This window comes from Paenibacillus sp. FSL W7-1088, assembly GCF_037969855.1.
Classification (GTDB): Bacteria; Bacillota; Bacilli; order Paenibacillales; family Paenibacillaceae; genus Paenibacillus.
This window is the reverse complement of record NZ_CP150216.1, coordinates 4,883,735-4,904,396: the sequence shown is the minus strand read 5'-3', so window position 1 is coordinate 4,904,396 and position 20,662 is coordinate 4,883,735. Positions and strand designations below refer to the sequence as shown.

15 protein-coding genes are annotated in these 20,662 nt (G+C 40.3%); 14 read left to right on the top strand and 1 reads right to left on the bottom strand.

The window, feature by feature from the left end:
* Positions 1-18 precede the first annotated feature (18 nt).
* From MKY42_RS22120 to yaaA (MKY42_RS22075), 10 genes are all read left to right on the top strand, one after another.
* Positions 19-1,041, top strand: a complete 1,023-nt coding sequence (locus tag MKY42_RS22120) for an ABC transporter substrate-binding protein (protein WP_339844705.1) — start codon at positions 19-21, stop codon at positions 1,039-1,041.
* A gap of 85 nt (positions 1,042-1,126) precedes the next feature.
* On the top strand, positions 1,127-2,638 hold the full coding sequence (locus MKY42_RS22115) for a sugar ABC transporter ATP-binding protein (RefSeq protein WP_339844702.1): 1,512 nt from the start codon (positions 1,127-1,129) through the stop codon (positions 2,636-2,638).
* A 4-nt stretch (positions 2,639-2,642) separates the two neighbouring features.
* On the top strand, positions 2,643-3,686 hold the full coding sequence (locus MKY42_RS22110; RefSeq protein WP_339844700.1) for an ABC transporter permease: 1,044 nt from the start codon (positions 2,643-2,645) through the stop codon (positions 3,684-3,686).
* Positions 3,676-4,650: a galactofuranose ABC transporter, permease protein YjfF gene (yjfF, locus tag MKY42_RS22105; protein ID WP_339844697.1), complete on the top strand. Its 975-nt coding sequence runs from the start codon at positions 3,676-3,678 to the stop codon at positions 4,648-4,650. The genes MKY42_RS22110 and yjfF overlap by 11 nt, the downstream gene beginning before the upstream one ends.
* A 98-nt stretch (positions 4,651-4,748) precedes the next feature.
* On the top strand, positions 4,749-5,801 hold the full coding sequence (locus MKY42_RS22100) for an ABC transporter substrate-binding protein (RefSeq protein WP_339844695.1): 1,053 nt from the start codon (positions 4,749-4,751) through the stop codon (positions 5,799-5,801).
* Between the two features lie 592 nt (positions 5,802-6,393).
* The gene (locus MKY42_RS22095; protein ID WP_339844693.1) at positions 6,394-7,272 is read left to right on the top strand and encodes an SPFH domain-containing protein; all 879 of its coding nucleotides are present in this window, start codon (positions 6,394-6,396) and stop codon (positions 7,270-7,272) included.
* 212 nt (positions 7,273-7,484) lie between these two features.
* The gene (yaaA, locus tag MKY42_RS22090; protein ID WP_339844690.1) at positions 7,485-8,237 is read left to right on the top strand and encodes a peroxide stress protein YaaA; all 753 of its coding nucleotides are present in this window, start codon (positions 7,485-7,487) and stop codon (positions 8,235-8,237) included.
* 358 nt (positions 8,238-8,595) lie between these two features.
* Positions 8,596-9,198, top strand: a complete 603-nt coding sequence (locus tag MKY42_RS22085; protein ID WP_339844687.1) for a hypothetical protein — start codon at positions 8,596-8,598, stop codon at positions 9,196-9,198.
* Positions 9,199-9,430: 232 nt separating this feature from the next.
* Positions 9,431-10,102 carry a hypothetical protein gene (locus tag MKY42_RS22080; protein ID WP_339844685.1) on the top strand — a complete coding sequence of 224 codons (672 nt, stop codon included), beginning with the start codon at positions 9,431-9,433 and terminating at the stop codon, positions 10,100-10,102.
* Between the two features lie 334 nt (positions 10,103-10,436).
* A complete protein-coding gene (yaaA, locus tag MKY42_RS22075; RefSeq protein WP_339844683.1) occupies positions 10,437-11,189 on the top strand; it encodes a peroxide stress protein YaaA in 753 nt (250 codons plus the stop codon).
* Between the two features lie 318 nt (positions 11,190-11,507).
* Here the strand turns inward: yaaA (MKY42_RS22075) and MKY42_RS22070 are convergent, their stop codons facing one another.
* Positions 11,508-12,263: an SDR family oxidoreductase gene (locus tag MKY42_RS22070; RefSeq protein ID WP_339844681.1), complete on the bottom strand. Its 756-nt coding sequence runs from the start codon at positions 12,261-12,263 to the stop codon at positions 11,508-11,510.
* Between the two features lie 217 nt (positions 12,264-12,480).
* On the opposite strand from MKY42_RS22070, the gene MKY42_RS22065 reads away from it, so the two are divergent.
* The 4 genes from MKY42_RS22065 (at position 12,481) to MKY42_RS22050 (ending at position 20,411) form a co-directional block, all read left to right on the top strand.
* Entirely contained in the window at positions 12,481-13,368 is an 888-nt protein-coding gene (locus MKY42_RS22065) for an AraC family transcriptional regulator (RefSeq protein WP_339844679.1), read from the top strand.
* A gap of 190 nt (positions 13,369-13,558) precedes the next feature.
* Positions 13,559-14,857 carry a WXG100 family type VII secretion target gene (locus tag MKY42_RS22060; protein WP_339844676.1) on the top strand — a complete coding sequence of 433 codons (1,299 nt, stop codon included), beginning with the start codon at positions 13,559-13,561 and terminating at the stop codon, positions 14,855-14,857.
* A gap of 3 nt (positions 14,858-14,860) precedes the next feature.
* Positions 14,861-15,346, top strand: a complete 486-nt coding sequence (locus MKY42_RS22055) for a hypothetical protein (RefSeq protein WP_109998584.1) — start codon at positions 14,861-14,863, stop codon at positions 15,344-15,346.
* Between the two features lie 505 nt (positions 15,347-15,851).
* Complete coding sequence (locus MKY42_RS22050) at positions 15,852-20,411, top strand: hypothetical protein (RefSeq protein WP_109998583.1); 4,560 nt, start codon at positions 15,852-15,854, stop codon at positions 20,409-20,411.
* The last annotated feature ends 251 nt before the right edge of the window (positions 20,412-20,662 follow it).

The following is a 20,662-nucleotide window of genomic DNA, read 5'->3' as shown; positions in this document are numbered from 1 at the left end:
AAAAGGGAGGATCACAACATGCAAATCAAAAAAAAGTGGGGACTTGCCATAATACTGGCTATGGTGATGCTTGTCAGCACGGCATGTAACAGCACCAATGGAGGGGCAAGCTCCAATGAAGCAACTTCAACGAGTGGAAATGGCAGTGCACCTGCCAGTGCAAAAACGATCACGCTCGGTTTTTCCCAGGTTGGAGCAGAGAGTGGCTGGCGTTCAGCGAATACCAAGTCGATTCAGGATTCAGCCAAAGAAGCAGGCTATGATTTGAAATTCTCGGATGCGCAGCAGAAACAGGAGAACCAAATTAAAGCATTGCGCTCCTTCATTCAGCAGAAGGTGACTGTTATCGCATTTTCTCCAGTGGTGGAATCCGGTTGGGATACCGTATTGAAGGAAGCGAAGGATGCTGGCATTCCCGTGATTTTGACGGACCGTGCTGTGGATTCCCAGGATAAAACCCTTTACAAGACATTTATTGGCTCCGACTTCGTAGAAGAAGGACGCAAAGCAGGTCAATGGCTTAATGACAAATACAAGGATACGCAAGAGGAAGTCAATATCGTTGAATTGCAAGGCACGACTGGCTCTGCACCAGCTAACGATCGTCAAGAGGGTTTTATGGAATTGATCGGTTCTAATGCAAAGCTTAAAGTGATTGCTTCGCAATCTGGCGACTTTACCCGCGCTAAAGGTAAAGAAGTCATGCAGGCTTTTCTCAAAGCACATAAAGAAATAGATGTTCTCTATGCACATAATGACGATATGGCGCTTGGTGCAATTCAGGCGATTGAAGCGGCAGGACTGAAACCAGGCGTAGATATCACCATTATCTCTGTTGATGCCGTGAAGGATGGTATGCAAGCTGCCGCTGATGGCAAAATCAACTTTATTGTCGAATGTAATCCGTTGTTAGGACCTCAATTAATGGAAGCGGTTCAATCCGTAGTGGACGGAAAAGATATCGAACCTCGGATCGTAACCGACGAAACGACCTTTACATCGGAGCAAGCCAAAGAAGCACTACCGACACGCGAATATTAAAAGCAGATCTGTATAACACCGAAAAGTCATTTTTCGACCTGACTGTCGCTAAATGACTTTTTTCTATAACAAAGGAGAGGGTCATATGGCCGAGCAAGCACCCATTTTGCAAATGACGGAGATCACCAAACAATTTCCCGGGGTTAAAGCGCTATCCAACGTTAGTTTCCGCTTGTTTCCGGGAGAGATTCATGCCTTGATGGGAGAGAACGGAGCGGGAAAGTCAACACTGATTAAAGTCCTGACGGGCGTTTATTCGATTGACGAAGGAACGGTGACCATGGATAACCGTGTTCTTTCGATTTCCGGTCCGCTGGAAGCACAGAAGGCCGGTATCAGCACCGTGTATCAAGAGGTTAACCTTTGCCCTAACTTAACGGTGGCTGAGAACATTTTCATCGGACGGGAGCCGATGAAATTTGGCAAAATCAATTGGAAGCAAATGAACAAAGATGCGGAGAGCCTTCTGCGAGAAAGATTAAATCTTGCCATCGACGTTAAGGTTCCTCTACAGACGTATTCGGTCGCGATACAGCAACTAATCGCGATTGCAAGAACACTTAGTATCTCAGCGAAAGTACTCATTTTGGATGAACCAACGTCTAGTCTCGACAAAAACGAGGTTCAGCAGCTGTTTCGAATTATGCACAAATTGAAGAGTGAAGGTCTCGCCATTCTTTTTGTTACTCATTTTCTTGATCAGGTATACGAAATGTCGGATCGTCTAACGGTGCTCCGTAATGGTGAGTTGGAAGGAGAGTACATAGCCGCAGAACTTCCACGTATGGAGCTGGTGCTCAAGATGATCGGCAAGGAGCTTGAGATGCTTGAGGAGCTTCCGAAGGAAGCGGAAGCTGCCCAGGCGGAGTCGGGAGAACTGTTAATTACCGCTAAAGCACTTGGACGCAAAGGAGCCATTGAGCCGTTCGATCTGGACATTCGCAAGGGAGAGGTCGTCGGCTTGGCTGGACTATTGGGATCTGGTCGCACCGAGATCGCTCGTCTTCTCTTTGGAGCGGATCGTTCGGACGAAGGGAAGCTAATCGTTGCGGATACAGGAAGTACAGTCAAGTCGCCGCGTCATGCAATTGATCAGAATATTGCTTTTTGCTCCGAGAACCGTAAAACCGAAGGCATCATCGATGATTTGACCATCAGAGAGAACATTATTCTGGCTTTACAGGCGACACGAGGCTGGTCCAAACCGATTTCACGCAAGAAGCAGGATGAGATTGCCGAAAAGTACATCAACCTGTTAAATATCCATCCTAATAACCCGGAGCATTTAATTAAAAATCTGAGCGGCGGCAATCAGCAAAAGGTATTACTTGCCCGGTGGCTGCTGATGAACCCGGATCTGTTGATTCTCGATGAACCTACGCGTGGAATTGATATTGGTGCAAAGGCCGAAATACAGAAGCTCGTGCTGTCTCTGTCGAAGCAGGGCACGGCTGTGCTGTTCATTTCATCCGAGTTGGAAGAAGTGATTCGGGTCAGCAACCGGATCGCCGTACTCCGGGACCGCAAAAAAGTGAAAGAACTCAGCGGGGATCAGATCCATCAACAGCAAATCATGAAAGCAATGGCAGGAGGTTAAAGAGATGGCGGGCAAGATGCGTAAACATCATTTGTTTTGGCCGTTATGTATGCTTGGTTTACTTTTAATCTTTAATTTGCTGTACTCTCCGGATTTCTTCTCTCTCGTCATGCGTGAAGGAAATCTGTATGGCAGCTTGATTGATATTCTCAATTTCGGAGCGCCTTTAATTCTGGTATCGATCGGCATGACGCTGGTCATTGCGACCGGAGGTATCGATTTGTCCGTGGGCTCGATTGTAGCGATCTCCGGTGCCGTGGCTTGTATGAGCATCAGCAGAGGAATTGACCAGAGTTCGCTCGGGCTTGTGTTGGGTGCACTCGGATTATCGATGGGTCTCTCCCTGATCTTGGGCATATGGAACGGCGCGCTTGTTTCGGTTGCCCGAATCCAGCCCATCATTGCGACGCTGATTCTGATGGTAGCCGGACGTGGGATTGCGCAATTGATTACGAGCGGACAGATTATTACGGTATCCAATGCGAACTACGCCTATATCGGTGCCGGTTCGCTTGCAGCATTGCCTTTTTCCATCTTCATCGTATTGACTGTCCTGCTTGTTGCCTCTCTGTTGACGAGAAAAACGGCACTGGGACTGTTTATCGAATCGGTCGGAAGCAACGCGAGCGCGAGCCAATTGGCAGGCATTCGTTCAAAAACGGTTATTCTCACGGTTTATGTCTTCTGTGGTCTCTGTGCTGGCATTGCTGGACTTATTCTCAGCTCGAATGTATCCAGTGCGGATGGAAATAACGCAGGTCTGTGGTATGAACTTGATGCCATTCTTGCTGTAGTTATCGGTGGAACTTCTCTCAATGGTGGCCGTTTCTATTTGATGGGTACCGTCGTTGGAGCACTTATTATCCAAACCTTAACAACGACGATTTATATGATCGGGGTACCGCCAGAAATTACACTGGTTGTCAAAGCCTTTGTCGTTTTGGCCGTGTGTTTGATTCAATCTGACTCCTTCCGCAAGTCGATTATGATCCGTTGGAAAAAGCGGAAATTTCCAGCTGAACAGGGGGTTAACCGCCATGTTTCTTAATCGAAAGTATCTCCCGGTCTTTGTCACATTCGGTTTGTTGGCCGTTATGTTTGCTATAGGCTCTTTTCGTTACACCGGATTCTTTTCCTTGCAGGTGTTGCTTAATCTCTTCATTGACAACGCCTTCTTAATTATTACGGCGATTGGGATGACCTTCGTTATTGTATCGGGAGGAATTGACCTGTCGGTTGGTTCTGTCATTGCTCTGACGACAATAATCAGCGCTAGCCTGGTAGAAAAGCAAGGCTGGTCGCCTGCAATCGTCATACCGATGGTGCTAATCATGGGAGCATTGTTTGGAACATTCATGGGCGCTGTTATCCATTATTTTAGAATCCAGCCCTTTATCGTGACGCTGGCAGGCATGTTTTTGGCACGGGGGCTATGTTATGTCATCAGTATCGATACCATTACGATTACAAACACATTTTACACGAAGGTTGCACAAGCGAAGATTCCGCTGCCAGGAGGCAGCTTCGTTTCGATTAATGTTATCATTGCTCTGTTCATTGTACTGATCGCGATCTATCTTGCACACTACACCCGTTTCGGGCGCAACGTTTACGCCATTGGCGGAAGCGAGCAATCCGCCATGCTCATGGGACTGCCGGTAGCACGTACCAAAATCCTGGTGTACACGTTCAGTGGTTTTTGCTCCTCGCTCGCAGGTGTCGTCTTTACGTTCTATATGTTATCCGGTTATGGATTGCACGCCATGGGCCTCGAACTCGATACCATCGCGGCCGTCGTGATTGGAGGAACATTGCTAACAGGTGGTGTCGGCTATGTTGCCGGAACCTTTATAGGCGTATTGATCCAGGGGGCTATCCAAACTATAATTAGCTTCGAAGGCACACTCAGCTCATGGTGGACCAAGATTGTGATTGGCTTGATGTTGTTTGTCTTTATTTTGTTCCAACGACTTCTTAGCGGCCGGCGAGTGTCCTCGAAATCACTGCATTAAGTTGAAGCTGAATATGAACATGAACATAAAATAATTATGAATAACGATATAATCTGCATCGTTGGGTGTAGAAGTAACATGGGGAGGGGGATGCGTTAGTGAAGAGACATGTTAACCGGTTGTGCTTGTTCATCCTGCTGTTGCTTGTCGGTTGCACAACGCATGAGTCTGATTCTGCTCCTCTTCCTGTCTCATCTAACAACATGGAATCTCTGCCGTCCGTTGATGAATGGATGGAATCGTCGGTAACCAGGGATACCTCTGCGAAACCCGTTATCTTGGGGTTTTCCCAACTGGGCAGAGAGAGTGCATGGCGTCTGGCGAACTCCACGTCTATTCGGGATGCTGCTGCTGAATCAGGAATTTCAGTTATTATCAAAAATGCGGAACAGTCTCAGACGAAACAGTTCGAGGCTGTTCGGTCGTTCATCAGGCAAAAGGTGGATGTCATTGCCATTGCACCTGTCGTGGAATCGGGATGGGATGGTATTCTTCAGGAGGCCAAGGATGCAGGCATACCTGTGATCATCGTAGACCGGTCAGTCGATGTCAAGGACACTTCACTTTTTGTGACAACGATTGGATCGGACTTTTATGAGGAAGGTGTGAAGGCGGGGAAGTACATTCAGGATCGGATGCGAAATCATCCGGGTTCGATACGAATTGCCGAACTGCAAGGCACGAGTGGTTCTACGCCTTCCATCCAGCGTGGCGAGGGATTTAGAAGCATTTTCGACACCAGAGCAGATATCATCTTCTCACAAAGTGCTCCTGCCGATTTTACGGAGAGCAAAGGGAAGGAAGTTATGAAAGGTTTCCTTCAGGTTCCAGAAGATGAAAGGCCGCAGGTTCTTTTTGCCCATAACGATGAAATGGCTTTTGGCGCCATAAAAGCGATAGAAGAGGTTGGTTTGAAACCAGGAAAGGACATCATTATTGTCTCGGTAGACGGCTCTCGCAAAGCACTTGAAATTCTGGCAAGTGGGAAAATCAACGCCGTGGTGGAGTGTAACCCATTGCTTGGTCCTCAGCTCATGCAGGCTACGAAAGAGATTATCGCAGGTCGTACACTTCCGAAGCGAATGGTACCAAGGGAAGACATCTTTACACAGGAGAGTGCTGAACGAGAGATGCACAACAGGCGGTTCTAACGGGGATAGCACTTCTGGATTCAGCAACGTTGATGCTGGAAAACTGCTAGTTGTGTTTACGCGATGAACTACCTCGGTTTACCAACGAATCTCTTATGGTAGTCCTCCACCGTCATGTTGCCTCACACAACGACCTGCTTTCTGGCGGGCTGCGGCAACTAGGATATTTTGAAATGAGGGTCATGCTAATACCCCCAGTTAGAATTGGTCTAACTGGGGGTATTTCCGCATGGCTCCTTCAGTTTCTAGTAACGTCTGTCATACTTACTCACCCTTTTCTCCGCTACTTCACCTTATAGTATTTCAAGGGCTGGTTATTATTGAAACCGAATATGAATTTACAAAGTATATATAAATGAGGATATAATTTGTTTTTAGTTATAGATTTGGTAGAAGTAATATTTAAACAAGTGTAGAAAAGTCACAGCATTTTGCGAAATAGAGGGGAGGACGAATATGCCATTTATTGGGGGAATCATTATAATCTTTATCCTAGCATTTATTCTATGGTCATTAATGTTCCCGCTATTCAATAAAATAGGTAATAGATTGTTGAAAAAATACAATAAATTCAAACATGAGGAGAATGGTGATGGAAAATTCAAAGACGTTTAAAGTAGGGGCTATTGCGGTTGCGGTTGTTATTATTGTGGGAGTGCTGCTGGTAACCTTCTTTGTCACACGAATTCCTAACGGATATGTTGGGGTCGTATATTCACCCAATGGAGGGGTAAAAGATAGTACACTGAGTCAAGGCTGGAAATTCGTTGGAGCGTTTGATAAAGTAACGAAATATCCGATCCGAATTCAAACGGTTGAGTACAGAGACATTCAGATTGCAACTTCTGACGGGAAAAACATCACCATTGATTTTGCTTACAACTACCAGGTAGAACCAAGTAAAGTATCTTCTATATTTAATACATTTGGGCCAATTAGTATTCAAGAAATTGAGGATACATATCTCAAAACACGTTTCCGTGACGCAGCTCGTAAAGGTATCTCCAAGTTTACAGTCATTGATGTGTATGGTGAAAAGTCATCCGACGCAGGAGTGGACGTCCAGCAACGTTTTTCTGATGACGTTAAAGAGTTAGGCTTTATTGTATCCAACGTTACTGTAGGTGTTCCTCAACCTGATGCCAAGACTCAGGAAGCCATCGATAAGCGTGTCGAAGCTTCTCAAGAACTGGAACGTAAAACGACTGAACTGGAGATCGCCAAGAAAGAAGCAGAACGTAAGCGCGTGGAAGCGCAAGGTAACGCAGATAAACTATTAATTGAAGCAGAAGGCCAGGCAAAAGCCAATAAAGAGCTTCAACAATCCTTATCGAGTCAACTCGTTGAATATGAAACCATCAAGAAATGGGACGGAGCCCTTCCATATGTAAGTGGGTCCAACACGCCAATGATTCAATTGCCGGGTACTAAAACAGAGCAAAACAGCGGGGCGGGAAGCGTATCTCCCTAATTAGAGGTTTGAAATGCATGCCTTGCTTTCACATTTAAAGTGTTGAATGCTAATGAACAAGCCGGTCCAATCGTGGGCTGACTTGTTCTTTTTTGAGTGTTTTCAAAGGTACTATGAGTGGAATCAGTTAGCCTTGACATTGGATTCACTTAGCCAATCCTGTACAATGGATAACGACAATAACAACGGTAGATTAAGGATGGATCAGGACGATGAGAATTATTATATCACCAGCTAAAAAGATGAAGATCGATACCGATCATATGGCTATCGCGCAGATGCCGCAATTTATAAACGAATCAGAACAGCTATTAAGTCTGCTTCAAAAGTTATCCTATGACGAGCTCAAAACAATGTGGAAGTGTAACGATGCAATCGCCGAACAGAACGTGGAGCGGATTCGGAATATGAATATAAAGGCAAATCTTACGCCAGCCATCTATGCCTATGAGGGTATTCAGTATCAGTATATGGCTCCGGGTGTTTTTCAAAATGAGGAACTGGCGTATCTTCAGCAGCATTTACGCATATTATCCGGTTTTTATGGCATGTTGCGGCCTTTGGATGGGGTTACCCCTTATCGCTTGGAGATGCAGGGCAAGCTGCAAGGTCCAGGTTTCAAATCGCTCTATCAATTTTGGGGAAGCAAACTCGCAGATCAGCTTCAAGCGGAAAGTAACTGCATTCTGAATCTGGCTTCCAAAGAGTATAGCAAAAATATTTTGCCGTTTCTTAATGAGGAAACCCGGTTCATTACATGTGTATTCGGACAAATGGTCGATGGGAAGCTGGTTGAAAAGGCCACCTGGGCCAAGATGGCCAGAGGTGAGATGGTACGGTATATGGCGGAGCATAAGATTACAGATGTGGAAGACGTAAGAAACTTTGATCGGTTAAATTTTGGCTTTTCGGAAGAACGATCTGACGAGAGCACGTATGTATTCATACAAGCAGAGGTAAAGTAGCTAGATGTCCGCTGATCATGTACCAGAATGATAACTATTTCATTTCACTTAAAAGTCGCCAACTGGCGGCTTTTTTATTATTCAGATAATAACTCTAAGTCCTAATCAAAATAGGAAAGGTTAACTCAATTGAAAAAGCATTTGAACTGCATCTATCTTTATTCTGTTTCGAATCAAGATAATTACAGGTTATATTAACTGTTATCTGAAAGGGAAAAGGAAAAAAGTCCCTTAAAGTAGGTACTAATTAACTATGTCCTAAAATAAGGAAAATGATGATAATGATTTATTAGACTCCATTTACACATCTGTTTAGGAAGGGAATGGAGAAAAAACATAAAGGAGGAATATAAATTCCATGAGTTTAAGAAAAGGTTTTATTGTTTTTCTGATGGCTTTGTTGTTGATTGGAACCATGTATCCGACCAGCGGTTATGCGCTTTCGGATCAATCGGATACCATAATAACAACTGAAAGTAGCGCGGGGAATGAAGATGTTACTATGGAGGAATCAGTTTTAACAGACGACGAATATCTGGATGGTATTGATCCAGACGTCCATGAAGAACCGGAAGGTGTAGACGAGGACGTTGAAGATGTAGAAGATGCGCCGACAGTAACTGATGATACATACGGGGAAAACTCTTTCTCTCCTCAAGCTATGGCCATGGCAGACGAAACTTTGACCATGAGCCCTGGAGATTCCTATACGTTCACGAATAACGGAAGTGCGACAAGATCGTTAAGTACGAATGCGGCGACCTCAAGAAGTAGTGCATACGATTACGTTATTTATAGACCAGATGGCAGCATCATGGGCGAAAATATGGACTCTACTAGTGGTTTATCAGTAGGTTCAGGTTATACAGCTGTGATCACCTCGACGGGTCAGAATCCGTTTACTTTAAACGGTATGAATCCCATGTGTTTTCTCAGGATCACATTAAAAAAGGGATCATGAAACTCGGGAAAGATAGATTGTCTATTTTTAACAGTGTAACTAGTAAGATAGGGCAAGTTAATCCTAGTAAAATTAAAATAGGTTCGAACCAGATGTTTACAAAAATCAACGGTCACGATGTAACAATTAGGTTTTTTGCTGACAAGAACGGCACCATAATTAATGTAGATGCCTTTATGGGCAAGACTACTCGTATTCTTGGTAACCAAATTAATTAGAAATGAGGATTTTGATGAATGATTTGTCCATTCAGAATATTGTCAATGGGTTAGTGAATCAGTCGACTGAAGAGTCCATGGAAGAAGCAGAGAAGTTAATTCTTGACTATTTAAATAAGTTTCCTCAGGACGTAGATGCATGGGCAAGAGTAGTCTTATTGCAAACATTACCTCCTTTTGGAGATTATCAAAGAGCTATATCATTGTTAGATTCGGCAATGGAGTACAATGATAATGTTTCATATTTCACAATACTTTCAAGTTTTTTCAGTGAATGGTTTATGGGTGGAATGAATGATTTCCAACTTGAAAAATTAATGCAATTAAAGAAAAACTCCAGTGATACACAAACGAAAGCCATTATATTGTATTTGATGGCATGGCATTACGAATCTACAAACAAAAATATGTTTGTTACTCTTGTTGATCAATCAATTAAAACATGTGATTATCTTGTAATGAATTGGCTTGATTTAGGAAGCTATTATTTACAAAATGGAGAAATGGATAAAGGAAAACTATTAATTCAGAGTGGATTGGCTAATGTTAAACTTATTTATAAGGAAGATACATGTTACGAAGATTATGACTCACTAGATGTAATTAGGTTTATTAATGAACGAATTACTGGCGTCTTTATGACGGAGGGAAGATACAATTCAATTGTTAATTTAACAACTACCTAAATTTCTTTTTTGAAAGAGGAATCAGCATAAAAACACAGTTGGTCTATAGTCGATAGAAGAATGCGAATTGATTAAATTCAGGTACTCACACGTTTCAAAGGTTATACTATGGATGCAACTAATCCTTAATTCTTATTTAAAGTACAAATAAATTTTGAACTTGAATTTTCAAAATGTAATGAACAAGCCAGTCCATTAGCGGGCTGGTTTGTTCGTGTTTGAGTCTTTTCAAAGGACCATGACAAGTGAAGGGGTTTAACATTGGATACACCTGATCAATCCTTTACAATGAATAACGACAATAACAACGGTAGATTAAGGATGGATCAGGACGATGAGAATTATTATATCACCAGCTAAAAAGATGAAGATCGATACCGATCATATGGCTATTGCGCAGATGCCGCAGTTTATAAAAGAGTCAGAACAGCTACTCCGTTTGCTTCAAAAGTTATCCTATGACGAACTAAAAGCGATGTGGAAGTGTAACGATGCAATCGCCGAACAGAACGTGGAGCGGATTCGGAGTATGAATATAAAAGCAAATCTTACGCCAGCCATTTATGCCTATGAAGGCATTCAGTATCAGTATATATCGCCAGGTGTTTTTCAAAATGAGGAACTGGCGTATCTTCAGGAGCATTTGCGCATATTATCCGGTTTTTATGGCATGTTACGGCCTTTGGATGGGGTGACCCCTTATCGGTTGGAGATGCAGGGCAAGCTGCAAGGTCCAGGTTTCAAATCACTCTATCAATTCTGGGGTAGTAAGTTGGCAGATCAGCTTCAAGCGGAAAGCAACTGTATTCTGAATCTGGCTTCCAAAGAGTATAGTAAAAATATTTTCCCGTTTCTGAGTGAGGAAACCCGGTTCATTACATGTGTATTCGGACAAATGGTCGATGGGAAGCTTGTTGAAAAGGCAACACGGGCCAAAATGGCCAGAGGTGAGATGGTACGTTATATGGCAGAGCGGAAGATCACAGATGTGAAGGATATCAGAAGCTTTGATCGGTTAGGTTTTGTTTTCTCAGAAGAGAAGTCGGATGAAGGGAATTATGTATTTATATATTCAGAGGGAAAATAGTCATTAGTGTGCCAATTATATATGAGAAGAGTGGTTTATTGTCGTTAATCAAAACGCTGTACAACATGAATCTTGATTTCATATGACATTGGCTTCCTCTGGCATACAAAACTCCCATCATAGTAGAGTTATTTCTACTGTCTACTATGACGGGAGTATAACAAGAATTACAGTGGGCAGTTTTTCGTATTATATACAGCTAGAAATGTAATCTTTGTTTTCTCGATTTTTAAAAATATGTGAGAGTTGGATTGGGGTCAATGTTTAGCCTCTGGCGTTTCTTCAAGATGGCGCCCCCCCCATGTCGTTCTCACACGCTTAGAGCAAGTGTCCGCCAGATACTTCGATGTCTTGAGCCGTGACCCAGCTGAAATCATCGGACAATATGTTCACAATGACCTTCGCAAGATCTTCTGGTTGGCCTATTCTGCCAAATACAGATTGCTCAGCCAGTGGTTTGATGAATTCGGGATGTTTATCGAATACGCCATCACCGAAATTGCTGTGCGTAGGACCGGGAGAAACGGCGTTGACCCGAATTTTACGTGGGGCAAGTTCTTTGGCAATATAACGAGTCCATGTGGAGAATGCTGCTTTTAACGAGCCGTAGGCAGAGTATCCTGGAAATGATTGGTTCTTGGATGAACTCGTAGTATTAACAATGGCTCCATGATCATCCATAAATCGCACAAGGTGTTGTGTTAAAAAAACGGGTCCTTTAAAGTTCGTATCAAGAATGTTGTCGAAGTATTCTTCGCTCATCTCATTGAACATCATAGGTCCGCCAATACCGCCATTATTAACTAAGTAATCAAAAGTCGTTCTGTCCCAGATATCGTTGAGGTACTGCTTGACCTCTAAGGCGAAACCTTCGAATGTTGATATCTGGGTCAGATTTAACTTCAGTGCTACAGCCCGAACTCCTCTATTTTTTTCCACTTCCTTAACGACCGCTTCTGCTCTGTCCTTGTAGGAATTGTATGTGAGAATCACGCTAATTCCGCGCTTGCCTAGCTCCAGAGCCGTTGCTTTTCCAATGCCATTACTTCCACCTGTTACGATTGCAATTTTCATAATATCCACCCTTTCTTGTGATCGATCTGGACTTTATTTTAGTATTCTCTGCGTAAATAATATAGATCTAATCACACCTTTAAATTGCCTAAAAACACCACGTGTAATTGTAATGATCAGATAATATCGTTCTTTTATAACATCAGAAAAGCCTAAAAATGCTTCTTCATTTCAGAGCTGTGTTGAGGGATACACATTCATCTGATAAAATAGGTGCATGAGAAAAATTATGGATGAAATTATCGAATTAATGAAATGTGCAGGCACTCGACCGATTGAAACCGAAGTTCCAGGGCTGAGCATGATTAAGGGAGATATTCCTGCTCATCAGCTTGCAGCACTCTACGAGCCGATGATTGGTTTTACGGTTCAAGGAACAAAGATGCTTTCAATCGGGGAGCGCAGAACTACACTGGGAGGCCCCTCATATTATGTTTTGCCGGTACATGTTCCTGCAACGGCGAGTGTGCATCCAGATAGGAATGGCGGCCCTTACATGTCTCTTGGTCTTGCGTTAAATCAGAATGTTCTCCAGCGCTTATTAAGAGATCTACCTGAAAATCTAATCCCAACTTCTTCTGCGCAGTTCGCAGCTTGTGAGATGGATCTTGAATTCATGGAGGCATGGCTACGCTTATTGCGATTAACTAAGTCAACCAGAGATATTCCCGCTCTTGCACCGGCTTATGAACGTGAAATCCTTTATCGCGTTCTGATGGGACCGCAAGGATGGTATCTGAAACAACTGGGTATGAGGGAAAGTAACTTTGCCAAGATTTCTCAAATTGTAAAATGGTTTCGCGATAATTTTATGAGGCCCATAGACATCGGTGAGATAGCATCAAAATCGGGTATGGCTGTAAATACCTTTCATCGTCAGTTTAAAAGTGCAACGGGATTAAGTCCTATTCAATTTCAAAAGCAATTAAGGCTTTTGGAGGCTAGGAACCTCATTGCTTTTGAGGGTTATGCAGTAGCCAGTGCTGCATATCAGGTTGGCTATCAGAGTGCCTCGCAGTTTAATCGCGAATATTCCCGCTTCTTCGGTTTATCTCCAGCTCGAGATACGGAGAAACTAAGACGAATCGAACATGCAAGGGACTAGACAAGCCGGGGATCATTAGCATTAATCTGGACGGAAACGATGTTCCCATTAAACTGTAGGACCATAGTATGGAAGCTCAACATTGAGAGAGTGGATTCATGAATTGAAATCAGGAGGTTAGCCGGATGAAATTGCCATTAAACTTCTGCTAACATAGTTTTATCCCATATTAAATGAGCGGTGAAAACGGATGAGTACAATCAAAGTAACACCTGAGCAGTTACATCACGTATCAAGTCAGGTGGATCAGGCGAGGCAACAATTGGAGCATATCCAAGATAATCTCTCCAGGCAGATTATGTTCCTTCAAGCCATGTGGATGGGTGTGACGCAGGAGCGTTTTTATGATGATTTTGCGCGGTCACGTCCCGTACTACAGAAAGCACTGGAGAGCATGGTGTATACTTCGAAAGAGTTAAAGGATATTGCGACACGGTTTGAGCATGCAGATGCGGAGAAGAGCAGTCTGGGTAGTGTTATTGGTGCTGTTGGTGCGGCAGCAATGATGAAGAGCACAGGGAGTGATGCGGGTTCGGGTGATAAGGGCTACCAGATGGCCCAAATCAATATCTATGGTCGGCTGATGTGGATGCCAGTAAACGAGAATGGTGTTCCCGATCAGGCCTCTCTGCAGGCATATCAGAAGGATCAGGGGCATTTGGATATCAACCGGATGCAAGCAGGTCATGCGGAAGAGCCGGGGGAAGATCTTAATGCTTTACAGATTAAAGCTTTTGAAAATAGAATCCATCCTTTCACAGGCGAGCCTGTATCCGATAGGTATGCTCAGATGATGCTGACTTCTCTGAAGTTCAGCCAGATCTTTATGGCTTTTCAGATGGTTCGCGGAAGTATGCCAGGTCGCAAAGGTCCGTTTCGTTTGCCTGCTTCTGATCCAGCTGTTGCGAAGATTAAAAAGAATTTGGAAGCGGCTGAATCAAGGAAAGCGAATGGGCAAAAGAAGGGTTCTGAGGTCACAGGGCAAGCTTCTAACATCGGTAGTATAGTTAAAGAAGGAAACAAAACGACATACACCAATCCAGTCGGTAATGTGCTGCATTGGGATGATCAGCATCCCAAAAATATTAATCGAGACATTGATCAATTGTTAAACAGTAAGGACTCAGGAAAAGCAACTGAAGCCAAAGCTGCTTACGCTGTAAGAGAAAGTAAGGAAGTTACAGCCTTCAGCCAAAAAATTCAAAGAGCTGATGGTAATCCTGCAGGAGATTTTGACATAGTAACTAAACATGAGATTATTGAAGTTAAAAAATCATTGAAAGCCATCACAGATGTGGAACAGTTTGATAAATATGTTAATGTAAAACACCAAGATTTCTTTAACTATGATCAGAAAAAAGTTATTTTATATATTGACAAGCCGTTGACTAATCCACATCCGAATGATTTGATAAAATTGGAATTAATCAAATCTAAAGGTGTTACTATTGTGAACTCTTTAGATGAACTCAAGGGGGTATTGAAGTAAAACATGGGGACTTCAGCTGTTATTTTAACAAAGAAAGATAAATATTCTCCAGAGCAGCTTCTAGCTGATACTATTGTTGCAGCTTTTCATGCGGACGCAGCTCTTTATTTCTATAACAATAAAACATATACAAATGAAGGAGAATTTTTGTATACAACGCTGAATATTAATCATAAGTCATTTACAGGGGACAATGAATCCTCATTGATTTTCCATATTCACAGCATTAGTAGCCTAAGCACTGAATTTTATTATCACGAAGATTTAGGTTTAGATCCTAACGAATCACTATGCCAGGTCGGGCACATTGAGGATATCTATGGTAATCAAGAGTTAATACTTCATTTTATTTATGAATATCTCAAGCTGAATCCTGATGATTATTTTTGGATTGCAGACAATGATTGGGTATACAGCCGGGAGGACATACAAAAACTGAAATCTTTACCGTACGACCCGGATTGGTGTTATAAAAATCCCAAAGACTAATTTCTAAGTGATGACAAAGGGAACATAAAGAATGTTGATCCTGCATTCCGATTAATATTTAGGAAGAGATAATTGATGATTCCATAAGAGGAAGATCAGAAAGTGTGTTTTATTGGAGAGTCTCTAGCTATGATTAAGATGTAATCTCAGTCATAGAATATGATGAATTTTATACAATATTTTATGATTTACAGTGAGAATTACGTGGAGAAGCATCCAGAGGGAAAAAGAGGATACTATCAATTTAATAGATGGCGTGAAAAGAAGATTGAATTTTAGTATACCTGCTAATACTCACTTAAAATATTTGTAAGTTAAACAAGTTAGTAATGTATAATTATGAGACATATCTTTTGCACCTCTGCGTAGAGTGGTTGGCGGTACTTCTATTTTACGTAAAGAGTCAAAGGTGTCTCTTTTTACATTTAATGGAACTTTTTTGAGCGAATCCAGTTATTAAGCTTTTTTTTCAATAAGATAATGTCTCAGAACGGAGGTGTTAAGTATGCCGTATGAATTAGGAGGAAGATCGGATAAAAGTGGAAATAAATTTGAAATTCGATGGACAGTAAATCAGATTCTTGAAGTATTAGATGAAAGACTAGATTATATTACATTAGAAGCTCTCGGAGATGACGAGCAAGGAGTTGATATCTGGGTCGGACTAAAGAATGGCACTAGGGAAGCACAGCAATGTAAAGGACGAAATGCGAGTAAAGAATATTGGGATTATGGCACAGCTAATGCAAAAGGAATCTTCACAAATTGGAAGTTCCAATTAGAAAGAAATGAGTCTAACACAGTTTCATTAGTATCTCCGTTAGCATTTACCCTATTAGAAGATCTAATTAATAGAGCAAATAATACAAGCACGTCCCCTCAGGACTTTTATCAATTTCAAATACTTACTGCCAGTAAAGAACTGAGAAGCTTCTTTGATTATTTTTGCAAATCAATGGAATTGATCCCTCAAGTGGATCATGATTTAATAAAGTGCATTTCACTTCTGAAGAGAATATCGTATCGTCAGACTTCAGATAGTGATTTAAAAAGAACGATATTATCCAGAATTAATTACCTTTTTCTGGGTGACGAAAATGAGATATATGAAACGTTGGCTACTTGGGTTATAGACGGAGATATCTTAGGGAAACCAATTACTCCATCCGTAATTTATCAGTTAATTAATGGAAGAAAAATGATTTTAAAAAATCTTGCATTAGACAAACGAATTATCCCACGATTTGAAGAGCTAAATCGTGAATATACCTCTTTATTTCTTCCATTAAATAATAAACTTATAGAAAGAAAGGAGTTTTATGAGAGCAGAAAAGCAATAAGTTCAGGCGAATCATTAATAATACATGGAAAAGCTGGGAGAGGAAAAAGCGGTTGTACAGAAGACATTATTAACTATTGTCAAGAAAATGCTATAACGTTTATAGCTTTAAAATTAGATAAGCGTACTCCAAGTGTAAGTGCTCAGAAATGGGGTGAAGATTTAGGGTTGCCATCTTCTATAGTTCATTGTATCCATAGTGTTTCCAAGACTGAGAGTGCTGTGATTATTTTAGATCAGTTAGATGCACTACGTTGGACTCAAGCACACTCAAGGGATGCTCTATTGGTGTGTACTCAAATTATAGATCAAGTTGAAAGAGTAAATTTAGAAAGAGAAAATAAGATTTCAGTAGTTTTTGTATGTAGAACATATGACTTGGAAAATGATAATAATATTAAATCTCTTTTCAAAACCGATAATAACAAAAAAACAGCTTTGCATTGGAATAAGATTCAAATCAACGAATTGCCCGATGATTCGGTCAAAGTTATTGTCGGTAATCGTTATGAGAACTTGACAAGAAAATTGAAAGAAGTATTACGAGTTCCAAGTAATCTTTATATTTGGAAACACTTGGATAATACTAGTGAATATAATGAATGTTCAACGGCAAATCATCTGGTCTTAGAATGGTGGAGACAATTAGAAAAAAGATGTTTTGAATTTGGACTTAATGAGGGATCTCTTAATGAAACTAAGGAGCAACTGATTAAGCATTTTGATAAATTAGGTAGAATATCTATTCCTATAAATTTATTAAGTGTCAACAGGTCAAGTTTGGAGTTTTTATCTTCAAACGGTTTCCTGATGTTACAAGGAAATAAAATTTCTTTTGCTCATCAATCAATATTAGATTGCTTTTTAGCTGAGATGATGCTGAAACAATATTATGAGAACGAAAACATATTAAATGTTATTGGCGACAAGGAGAAGCAAACACCTGGAAGAAGATATCAAGTTCAGATGATGTTACAAAATTTAGTGGAGTTTGACAGTGCAGATTTTCTTGTTGCTGGACAAAAGATTCTTGCGTCTGAGAATATCCGATACAGTGTCAAGTTTGTTTTTTTTGAAATATTAAATCAACTGGAACATTTAGATCATAATGTACAAAATTATATAATTGATAACTGTGAAAATGAGATGTTTGCTTCTCATATAATTAATAATGTAGTAAATTTCAAACCTCAATATATTAATTTACTTAGAAACAAAGGTATTCTTGATCGATGGTTTGAAGATACAGAGAAGAAACAGACGGTAATTAATCTTTTTATTAGTAAATCACCTGAATATGAAGTAGAAGATGCACTATTTATAGAGAAACATGCATTTCAATCACAAGAAGATGATACTAATTTCATGCGATGTTTCTTACATGATATTAATATGGATATTGACGAGATGTTCGAATTGAGAATGAAATTTTATCGCCGATATCCGAACATGGCAGAAAACTATCTTGACTTTAAGGCAATGCTAAAAAAATGCGAGATGAGAACAATACGGGTGTTTGCATTTCTTTTAGAAAATAAACTGAAGCGTCATGCTCAAACTTTGTATAGATACGAAGAAGAATTTTTACTGGAAGATTCGGAATTTCTAATTCAGGAAGGTAGCGAAGTTATTAATTTACTACTACCTTATGTTCCAACTATAGAGAACGAAATTTCATCTTTTAATGATTGGTCTGCAAGGTATTCACACATAAATGGTCTTGAACGAGCTTGTATTCAGATCATAAAAAAAGCAAATACGGCAATAATTTTATCAAATCCAGAAACATTTTGGGAACGTTATAAAGGATATATGGGTAAAGGAAACGACCTATACAACGAAATTATTTTAGATGGAATGCTCAAATTACCGTATTCATATAGCGATTCTATTATTGAATTTTTATGTGATGATTTTGACAATAACATATTCGATAACACTAGTGGTAACGGAGATCGGCTGTTACTAGCTAAAGAAGTTCTGGCAAGACATTCTGAACACTGTAGTTCACCTATTTTTGAGTTACTAGAAAAGACGGTTATTAGTTATGTATCCCCGTTAGCTAGAAGACTATATCAACGTAGAATTGAATATAACCGAGAGAATAATGGATCGATAGTTTACTGGAGTTTTTGGGGGGACTTACAAAAAGAAATCCTTGAAGCATTGCCATTGAATCAGCTTAGCGAAAAAGCCAAAGATCTGATTCATGTGTTACGGCGAAGATTTAAAAATGAAACTACTTTATATATGTATTCTAACGGACACAGTGGCTCTGTAAGTTCGCCTATTGCTGGGAAGAAGCTTAGTGATAAAAGATGGATTGCTATATTGACTAATCAAAAACTAAGAACAAAAGGTGGTTCGCGTTGGAATGAGGTTCCTGGAGGTTTTCTAGAAAGTTCAATAGAATCCTTTTCAAGTAACTTAAGGACTACCGTTTCTGAAGAACCAGAAAGAATGATAAAGTTATTACTCTCATGTAGTGATACAATACCGGAAATTTACATTGATGCTCTATTCAATGGAGTAGCTCAGAGTAAAACATTTAATAATATTCCATTAGAACTACTAGAATCGATGATTTTGAAATTTTCATTTGACTTCACTTCATATAGAGCAAATTCTGTATGTACAATGATTGAGAAAAGTGATGATGTAAGATGGTCACAGGAGATACTGGATTCACTTAAGGATATTGCAATTAAACACAAAAATCCGGAAATTGGAAAGCCAAATGTGACCAATAATGAAGATAAAGAAATGCGTAGCTTTGATATGTTACAAAGCAATGCAATAAATTGTGTGAGAGGTGAAGCAGCTCAAGCCATAGCTAACTTACTATGGAAAAAAAGTGATCTTTTCAGTGAGTTTAAAGATACCATTGGAAAGTTAGTATCTGATGAAAACCCAGCAGTGAGGTATGCAAGCCTATTCGCTCTATGGCCCTCATACAACATTGATAGGGATTGGGCATCTGAAAAAATCCTTTATCTTTATGAACAAGATTATCGATTAGCTGGATTCCATGATACAAGAAATATGTTTTATTTGTTATATCCACGATATCGTCAAAGAATAATCAATATTATCAAGCAATGTTACAATTCTGAAGACGATCAACTAATTAGATCAGGGGCGCATTGTTTATCTGAAATGTTTATCATTAAAAATGATTTTGTTGATGAAATGGCAAACGTAGATAATATGAGTAAATTACAAGCTGAGGAAATTATTTATATGGTTATGTTGTATTTTGATAAAGAAGAGTACAATGCATTAGCTAAAAATATTATTCTTAAATTTAAAACAAGCACTTTAGATTTAGAAATGCCGATCTCAAGATTATTTTATGATAATTTAATCGATTTGGAGAGAGATAAGGATTTTCTAATTGAACTAATGAGTTCAGATTTGAGTCGTAGAACGTTGCATGCATTTGTAAATTATCTCGAAGAAGAGGCAAAATCGGTAGTTGAATTCAAAGATATAATATTATCAATGAGTCGTCATTTAATTCAGAATGATACTAGAGGATATGAAGGTCTATGGGGTATCCATGATGATATCTCTAAATTAGTTATTGGACTATATGATGAAACTATTGAAGATACGAGAACAGAGATAAAATGTATAGCACAAGAATGTCTAGATATTTGGGATTTAATGTTTGAAAAGCAGATTGGACCTGTGAGAAGACTAAGCCATGAAATGATGCAAAGATAAAAAGAGAGTGAAAGTTTGAGCGAAATAAGACCTGACTGGACTGTTTCCTGTGAACGACTAGTCCAGTTACGTCTTTTTGCTTTGCAAACGTCTTGATGAGCGTGGGATACGAGTCCATTATCATTTTCTTCGCCAAGTATGAATTTTTAGTTTACAAGGATAAGGTTTCCTTACAACCGTCCGATTCAATAGATTATCTTCTAGTCTGATTATAATCAGCCAGCTTAATCAATAATAGCTTTTGGAATATT